At 72.5% G+C, this 8768-nt stretch carries 6 protein-coding genes; all 6 read left to right on the top strand.

The genetic code is table 11. From position 1 onward, the window contains the following. The first annotated feature begins 78 nt into the window (after nt 1-78). The 6 genes from L7D48_RS21735 to L7D48_RS21760 all read left to right on the top strand — a co-directional run bounded on the left by L7D48_RS21735 (nt 79) and on the right by L7D48_RS21760 (nt 8756). Nucleotides 79-1116 carry an aspartate carbamoyltransferase catalytic subunit gene (locus L7D48_RS21735; RefSeq protein WP_237881589.1) on the top strand — a complete coding sequence of 346 codons (1038 nt, stop codon included), beginning with the start codon at nt 79-81 and terminating at the stop codon, nt 1114-1116. A gap of 5 nt (nt 1117-1121) precedes the next feature. Continuing rightward, the gene (locus tag L7D48_RS21740; protein WP_237881591.1) at nt 1122-2408 is read left to right on the top strand and encodes a dihydroorotase; all 1287 of its coding nucleotides are present in this window, start codon (nt 1122-1124) and stop codon (nt 2406-2408) included. Beyond that, nucleotides 2405-3049: a hypothetical protein gene (locus tag L7D48_RS21745; RefSeq protein WP_237881593.1), complete on the top strand. Its 645-nt coding sequence runs from the start codon at nt 2405-2407 to the stop codon at nt 3047-3049. The genes L7D48_RS21740 and L7D48_RS21745 overlap by 4 nt, the downstream gene beginning before the upstream one ends. Then, complete coding sequence (gene carA / locus L7D48_RS21750; protein WP_237881595.1) at nt 3046-4188, top strand: glutamine-hydrolyzing carbamoyl-phosphate synthase small subunit; 1143 nt, start codon at nt 3046-3048, stop codon at nt 4186-4188. The genes L7D48_RS21745 and carA overlap by 4 nt, the downstream gene beginning before the upstream one ends. Beyond that, nucleotides 4181-7501, top strand: coding sequence for a carbamoyl-phosphate synthase large subunit (gene carB, locus L7D48_RS21755; RefSeq protein ID WP_237881597.1), 3321 nt, complete (start codon nt 4181-4183; stop codon nt 7499-7501). Before carA ends, carB begins: the two co-directional genes overlap by 8 nt. A 130-nt stretch (nt 7502-7631) precedes the next feature. Beyond that, entirely contained in the window at nt 7632-8756 is a 1125-nt protein-coding gene (locus tag L7D48_RS21760; RefSeq protein ID WP_237881599.1) for a quinone-dependent dihydroorotate dehydrogenase, read from the top strand. Nucleotides 8757-8768 lie beyond the last annotated feature (12 nt).

Consider the following 8768-nt stretch of genomic DNA (forward strand, 5'->3'; position numbering starts at 1 on the left):
CTCCCGGGCCCGGCAGCCCCGCGGCCGCGTCCGCGTGTCCGCACGCCTTGAAACCTCCACACACCGGAGCACAGCCAGATGCCGCTCTTCCCCGGGGGCAACCCCCGGACTTCCGGTCACCTGATCTCGGCCGCCGACCTCACCCGCGACGACGCCGTGCGCATCCTCGACACCGCCGAGGAGATGGCGCGCCTGGCCGACCGCCCGATCAAGAAGCTGCCCGCGCTGCGCGGCCGCACGATCGTCAACCTCTTCTTCGAGGACTCCACCCGCACCCGCATCTCGTTCGAGGCCGCCGAGAAGCGCCTGTCCGCCGACGTCATCAACTTCGCGGCCAAGGGATCCTCGGTCTCCAAGGGCGAGTCCCTCAAGGACACCGCCCAGACCCTGGAGGCGATGGGCGTGGACGCCGTCGTCATCCGGCACGGAGCCTCCGGGGCCCCCTACCGCCTGGCCACCTCCGGCTGGATCGACGCCGCCGTCGTCAACGCCGGCGACGGCACCCACCAGCACCCCACCCAGGCGCTGCTCGACGCGTTCACCATGCGCCGCCGCCTGATCGGCCCGGACGCCGGAATCGGCCGGGACCTGGCCGGCCGGCGGATCACGATCGTCGGCGACATCCTGCACAGCCGGGTCGCGCGCTCCAACGTCGACCTGCTGAACACCCTGGGCGCCCAGGTCACCCTGGTGGCACCGCCCACCCTGCTGCCGGTCGGCGTCGAGGGCTGGCCCTGCGAGGTCTCCTACGACCTGGACGCCGTGCTGCCGAAGTCCGACGCCGTGATGATGCTGCGCGTCCAGCGCGAGCGGATGAACGCCGCCTTCTTCCCCACCGAGCGCGAGTACTCCCGCCGCTACGGCCTCGACGTGCAGCGCATGGAGCGGATGCCCGAGCACGCCGTCGTGATGCACCCCGGACCGATGGTCCGGGGCATGGAGATCACCGCCGAGGTCGCCGACTCCGGCCGCTGCACCGTCACCGAGCAGGTCGCCAACGGCGTCTCGATCCGCATGGCCGTCCTGTACCTGCTGCTCGGCGGCTCCGAGCACGCGGGCGCCGCCGGCAGCACCGCGGGAACCGCCGACACCACCGCCCGTACCGAGGAGAAGTGACACCCATGAGCAAGACCCTGATCCGCGGCGCGAAGGTGCTGGGCGGCCAGGCGCTGGACGTCCTGATCGATGGCGGGACCGTCGCCGCCGTCGGCACCGGTCTGGACGCCGACGGCGCCCGCGTGGTCGAGGCCGACGGGCAGATCCTGCTGCCGGGCCTGGTGGACCTGCACACGCATCTGCGCGAGCCGGGCCGCGAGGACTCCGAGACCGTGCTGACCGGCACCCGGGCCGCGGCGTCCGGCGGCTACACCGCGGTGCACGCCATGGCCAACACCTTCCCCGTCGCCGACACCGCCGGCGTCGTCGAGCAGGTCTGGCGCCTGGGACGGGAGTCCGGCTACTGCGACGTGCAGCCGGTCGGGGCCGTCACCGTCGGCCTGGAGGGCAAGCAGCTCGCCGAGCTGGGCGCGATGCACGAGTCGGCCGCCTCGGTGCGGGTCTTCTCCGACGACGGCAAGTGCGTGGACGACGCGGTGATCATGCGCCGGGCGCTGGAGTACGTCAAGGCCTTCGACGGCGTCATCGCCCAGCACGCCCAGGAACCCCGCCTGACCGAGGGCGCCCAGATGAACGAGGGCGCGGTCTCCGCCGAGCTGGGCCTGGGCGGCTGGCCGGCCGTCGCCGAGGAGTCGATCATCGCCCGCGACGTGCTGCTGGCCGCGCACGTCGGCTCCCGGGTGCACATCTGCCACCTGTCCACCGCCGGATCGGTGGAGATCGTGCGCTGGGCCAAGTCCAAGGGCTGGAACGTCACCGCCGAGGTCACCCCGCACCACCTGCTGCTCACCGACGAGCTGGTGCGCTCCTACGACCCGGTCTACAAGGTCAACCCGCCGCTGCGCACCGAGGCGGACGTGAGGGCCCTGCGCGAGGCGCTGGCCGACGGCACCATCGACTGCGTCGCCACCGACCACGCCCCCCACCCCCACGAGGACAAGGACTGCGAGTGGGGCGCGGCCGCCATGGGCATGGTCGGCCTGGAGACCGCGCTGTCCGTCGTCCAGCACACGATGGTGGAGACCGGGCTGCTGGACTGGGCCGGCGTCGCAGACCGCATGTCCTTCCGGCCCGCGGCCATCGGGCGCCTGGCCGGCCAGGGGCGGCCCGTCTCGGCTGGTGAGCCCGCCAACCTCGTCCTGGTCGACCCGGCCTACCGTGGAACGGTGGATTCCGCACGTTTCGCCTCCCGCAGCCGCAACACCCCCTACCAGGGACGCGAGCTGCCGGGCCGTGTCACACACACGTTCCTGCGGGGCAGGGCGACAGTCATGGACGGAAAGCTCGTATGAACCTCTCACCGGTACCAACCGCCATCCGCTTCGCCGCGGCGCCCGAGTCGCAGCAGGTCACCGACTGGGCGCCCCGGATCGCCTGGGTGATCGGCCTCCTGCTGGTCGTCGCCCTGGTGTACTGGCTGATGAGGGAGGGCTGGAAGTGGCGCTCGGTGCTCCAGTCCGACCTCCCCGAACTGCCCCAGGCGCCCGCCGGCCCCGGGGAGCCGAGACTGACCATGACCGGCCGCTACCACGGCTCCACCGCGGCCGGGCAGTGGCTGGAGCGGATCGTCGCCCACGGCCTGGGCGCCCGCAGCCGCGCCGAGCTCACCCTCACCGAGCAGGGTGTGCACGTGCTGCGGCCCGGGGCGAACGACTTCTTCATCCCGGCCGGCAGGCTGCGCGGCGCCCGGCTCGACAAGGGCATCGCCGGCAAGGTCCTCACCGAGGACGGCCTGCTGGTGATCACCTGGGAGCACGGCGACCGCCTGCTGGACTCCGGCTTCCGCTCCGACCGCGCCGCCGAGCACGCCGCCTGGCTGGAGGAGCTCCGCACCATGTCCGGCGGCGGCTCCGGCACGGCCGGCGCCCCCGACGAACCCCACGGCACCACCGACGCTGCCGCCACCACGCACCACGAGGAAGGCGCACGATGACGACCTCCGCCCGCAAAGCCTCCAGGGCGCCCGCCGTACTGGTCCTGGAGGACGGCCGAACCTTCCGCGGCCGCGCCTACGGGGCCGTGGGCGAGACCCTCGGCGAGGCCGTGTTCTCCACCGGCATGACCGGCTACCAGGAGACCCTGACCGACCCCTCCTACCACCGGCAGGTGGTCGTCATGACCGCCCCGCACATCGGCAACACCGGCGTCAACGACGAGGACCCGGAGTCGAAGCGGATCTGGGTGGCCGGCTACGTGGTGCGCGACCCCGCCCGCGTGCCCTCCAACTGGCGCTCGGTGCGCACCCTGGACGAGGAGCTGACCGCCCAGGGCGTCGTCGGCATCAGCGGCGTCGACACCCGGGCGCTCACCCGCCACCTGCGCGAGCGCGGCGCGATGCGGGTCGGCATCTTCTCCGGCGACGCCATCGCCGACGAGGCCGCGATGCTGGCCAGGGTCAAGGCCGCCCCCGAGATGACCGGCGCCGACCTGGCCGCCGAGGTCGCCACCACCGAGGCGTACACCGTCCCGGCCATCGGGACCAGGCGCTTCACCGTCGCGGCCGTCGACCTGGGCATCAAGGGTATGACACCGCACCGGATGGCCGAGCGCGGCATCGAGGTCCACGTGCTGCCCGCCACGGCCACGATCGAGGACGTCTACGCCGTGGAGCCGGACGGGGTGTTCTTCTCCAACGGCCCCGGCGACCCCGCCACCGCCGACCATCCGGTCTCCCTCATGCGAGGGGTGCTGGAGCGCTCCACCCCGTTGTTCGGCATCTGCTTCGGCAACCAGATCCTCGGCCGCGCCCTCGGTTTCGGCACCTACAAGCTCAAGTACGGCCACCGCGGCATCAACCAGCCCGTGCAGGACCGCCTCACCGGCAAGGTCGAGGTCACCGCGCACAACCACGGCTTCGCCGTGGACGCTCCCCTCGACGCCCCCGGCGACACCCCCTACGGGCGCGCCGAGGTCTCCCACGTCTGCCTCAACGACGGAGTGGTCGAGGGCCTGCGCCTGCTGGACCGCCCCGCGTTCAGCGTCCAGTACCACCCCGAGGCGGCGGCCGGGCCGCACGACGCCGCGTACCTGTTCGACCGCTTCGTCTCCCTGATGGAGGGCCAGCGTGCCTAAGCGCACCGATATCCGTTGCGTCCTGGTCATCGGCTCGGGCCCGATCGTCATCGGGCAGGCCGCCGAGTTCGACTACTCCGGCACCCAGGCGTGCCGGGTCCTCAAGGCCGAGGGCCTGCGGGTGGTCCTGGTCAACTCCAACCCGGCCACGATCATGACCGACCCGGAGATCGCCGACGCCACCTACGTCGAGCCGATCACCCCGGAGTTCGTCGAGAAGATCATCGCCAAGGAGCGCCCCGACGCGCTGCTGCCCACCCTGGGCGGCCAGACCGCGCTCAACACCGCCATCTCCCTGCACGAGGCGGGCACCCTGGACAAGTACGGGGTGGAACTGATCGGCGCCAACGTCGAGGCCATCCGCAAGGGCGAGGACCGCGACCAGTTCAAGGAGGTCGTGGAGGCGGTCCGGGGCAAGATCGGGCACGGCGAGTCCGCCCGCTCGGTCATCTGCCACTCCATGGAGGAGGTCCTGGCCGGCGTCGAGGAGCTCGGCGGCTACCCGGTCGTGGTGCGGCCCTCCTTCACCATGGGCGGCGCCGGATCCGGCTTCGCCCACGACGAGGACGAGCTGCGCCGCATCGCCGGCCAGGGGCTGACGCTCTCCCCGACCACCGAGGTGCTCCTGGAGGAGTCCATCCTCGGCTGGAAGGAGTACGAGCTGGAGCTGATGCGCGACAAGCACGACAACGTCGTGGTCGTCTGCTCCATCGAGAACTTCGACCCGATGGGCGTGCACACCGGCGACTCCATCACCGTCGCCCCGGCGATGACGCTCACCGACCGCGAGTACCAGACCCTGCGCGACATCGGCATCGCCGTCATCCGTGAGGTCGGCGTCGACACCGGCGGCTGCAACATCCAGTTCGCCGTCAACCCCGCCGACGGCCGGGTCATCGTCATCGAGATGAACCCGCGCGTCTCGCGCTCCTCGGCGCTGGCCTCCAAGGCCACCGGCTTCCCGATCGCCAAGATCGCCGCCAAGCTGGCCGTGGGCTACACCCTCGACGAGATCCCCAACGACATCACCGAGCAGACCCCGGCCTCCTTCGAGCCCACGCTCGACTACGTGGTGGTCAAGGTCCCGCGCTTCGCCTTCGAGAAGTTCCCGGCCGCCGACTCCACCCTCACCACCACCATGAAGTCGGTGGGCGAGGCGATGGCCATCGGCCGCAACTTCCCCGAGGCGCTGAACAAGGCGCTGCGCTCGCTGGAGAAGAAGGGCAGCCAGTTCGACTTCGCCACCCCGGCGGCCGACCTGGGGGACAAGGACGAGCTGCTGGCCGCCGCCCGGCGCCCCACCGACGGCCGGATCAACACCGTCATGGCCGCCATCCGGGCCGGCGCGAGCCCCGAGGAGGTCTTCGAGGCCACGAGGATCGACCCCTGGTTCGTCGACCAGCTCTTCCTGGTCAAGGAGATCGCCGACGAACTGGCCGCGGCCGGCCGCCTGGACCCCGAGCTGCTGGCCGAGGCCAAGCGGTACGGCTTCTCCGACGCCCAGATCGCCGCGATCCGGGGCCTGCGCGAGGACGTCGTCCGCGAGGTGCGCCACACCCTGGGGGTGCGTCCGGTCTACAAGACGGTCGACACCTGCGCCGCCGAGTTCGCCGCGAGGACCCCGTACTTCTACTCCTCCTACGACGAGGAGAGCGAGGTCGCCCCGCGTGAGAGGCCCGCGGTGATCATCCTCGGCTCGGGCCCCAACCGCATCGGGCAGGGCATCGAGTTCGACTACTCCTGCGTCCACGCCTCCTTCGCGCTGCGCGACGCGGGCTTCGAGACCGTGATGGTCAACTGCAACCCCGAGACCGTCTCCACCGACTACGACACCTCCGACCGGCTGTACTTCGAGCCGCTCACCCTGGAGGACGTCCTGGAGATCGTCCACGCCGAGCGGCAGGCCGGACCCGTCGCGGGCGTCATCGTCCAGCTGGGCGGCCAGACCCCGCTGGGACTGGCCCAGGCGCTCAAGGACAACGGCGTCCCCGTCGTGGGCACCTCCCCGGAGGCCATCCACCTGGCCGAGGACCGCGGCTCCTTCGGCCGGGTGCTGGTCGAGGCCGGGCTGCCCGCGCCCAAGTACGGCACCGCCTTCTCCTTCGCCGAGGCCAAGGAGATCGCCGCCGGGATCGGCTACCCGGTCATGGTCCGCCCCTCCTACGTGCTGGGCGGACGCGGCATGGAGATCGTCTACGACGAGGCCTCGCTGGGGGACTACCTCACCCGCCACGCCGGCCTGATCTCCGAGCACCCGGTGCTGATCGACCGCTTCCTCGACGACGCCATCGAGATCGACGTCGACGCGCTCTACGACGGCACCGAGCTCTACCTCGGCGGCGTGATGGAGCACATCGAGGAGGCCGGCATCCACTCCGGCGACTCCGCCTGCGCCCTGCCGCCCATCACCCTGGGCGGTCACGACGTCAAGCGGCTGCGGGCCTCCACCGAGGCCATCGCGCGCGGCGTCGGGGTGCGCGGGCTGATCAACATCCAGTTCGCGCTGGCCGGGGACATCCTCTACGTCCTGGAGGCCAACCCGCGCGCCTCGCGTACCGTCCCCTTCACCTCCAAGGCCACCGCAGTGCCCCTGGCCAAGGCCGCCGCCCGGATCTCGCTGGGCGCCACCATCGCCGAACTGCGGGCCGAGGGCCTGCTGCCGGCGAGCGGTGACGGCGGCACCCTGCCGCTGGACGCGCCGATCTCGGTGAAGGAGGCCGTGCTGCCCTGGAGCCGCTTCCGCGACGTCCACGGCCGCGGCGTGGACACCGTGCTCGGCCCGGAGATGCGCTCCACCGGCGAGGTCATGGGCATCGACTCGGTCTTCGGCACCGCCTACGCCAAGTCGCAGGCGGGCGCGTACGGCGCGCTGCCCACCAAGGGCCGGGCCTTCGTCTCGGTGGCCAACCGGGACAAGCGCTCGATGATCTTCCCGGCCCGGGAGCTGGTCGCCATGGGCTTCGAGCTGCTGGCCACCTCCGGCACCGCCGAGGTCCTGCGCCGCAACGGCATCGACGCCACCGTGGTGCGCAAGCAGAGCGAGGGCGAGGGGCCGAACGGTGAGCGGACCATCGTCCAGCTCATCCACGACGGCGAGGTCGACCTCATCGTCAACACCCCCTACGGCACCGGGAGCCGCCTGGACGGCTACGACATCCGCACCGCCGCGGTCGCCCGCTCCGTGCCCTGCCTGACCACGGTCCAGGCGCTGGCCGCCGCCGTACAGGGCATCGAGGCCACCTCGCAAGGGGAGGTCGGGGTCCGCTCCCTGCAGGAGCACGCGGAACACCTGACAGCCGCCCGCGGGAAGTGACCAGGGGTGAGGGGGACGCCGGCAGCGGCGTCCCCCTCACCGCGAGAGCACCCCGCGGCACCCCGCCACCGGACCCCGCCACCGGACCTCGCCGCCGGATCCCGTACCGCCCGCCGCACGGAAGACCCGCATGTATCCCCTGCTGTTCCATCTGATCCTCAAGCGCCTGGACCCCGAGCGGGCGCACCACCTGGCGTTCGCCCTGATCCGGCTGGCCGCCCGCGTCCCCGGCCTGCGCCACCTCGTCGCGGCCGTCGCTGCCCCGGGCCGGGCGCAGACCCGTGCCCTGGCCACCGAGGCCTTCGGCCTGCGGATGCGCGGCCCCTTCGGGCTGGCCGCCGGCTTCGACAAGAACGCGGTCGGCATCGACGGGCTCACCATGCTCGGCTTCGACCACGTCGAGACCGGCACCGTCACCGCCCACCCCCAGCCCGGCAACCCCGCACCCCGGCTGTTCCGCCTGGTCGCCGACCGGGCCCTGGTCAACCGCATGGGCTTCAACAACGACGGCTCCGCCGCCGTGGCCGCCCGCCTGGCGGGGCGCCGGGCGGTCTTCCCCGCCACCGTCGGCGTCAACATCGGCAAGACCAAGGTCACTCCCGAGAGCGAGGCCGCCGGCGACTACGCGCTCTCCGCCTCCCGGCTGGCCCCGTACGCCGACTACCTCGTCGTCAACGTCTCCTCGCCCAACACCCCCGGCCTGCGGAACCTCCAGGCCACCGAGCACCTGCGCCCGCTGCTGGCGGCCGTGCGCTCCGCCGCCGACGCCGCGGTGCCCGGCCGCCGCGTCCCCCTGCTGGTCAAGATCGCACCCGACCTGGCGGACGAGGACGTCGACGCGGTCGCCGACCTCGCCGTGGAGCTGGGCCTGGACGGCATCATCGCCACCAACACCACCATCGCCCGCGACGGCCTGGGCCTGGCCACCGACCGCGCCGAGATCGAGGCCATCGGCGCGGGCGGACTGTCCGGCGCGCCGCTGAAGGACCGCTCCCTGGCCGTGCTGCGCCGCCTGTACGCCCGCGTCGGCGACCGCGTCACGCTCGTCGGTGTCGGCGGGGTGCGGACCGCCGACGACGTCTGGGAGCGCATCCTGGCCGGGGCCACCCTCGTCCAGGGCTACAGCGCCCTCGTCTACGAGGGCCCCCTGTGGTGCCGCCGAGTCCACCGGGGCCTGGCCGCGCGCCTGGCCGCGAGCCCGTACGCCACCCTCGCCGAGGCCGTCGGCGCAGACACCCGGAAGGTGACCCCCTGATGACCGCCCCGC

The sequence above is a fragment of the Streptomyces sp. ICN903 genome, assembly GCF_022015835.1.
GTDB lineage: Bacteria > Actinomycetota > Actinomycetes > Streptomycetales > Streptomycetaceae > Streptomyces > Streptomyces fenghuangensis.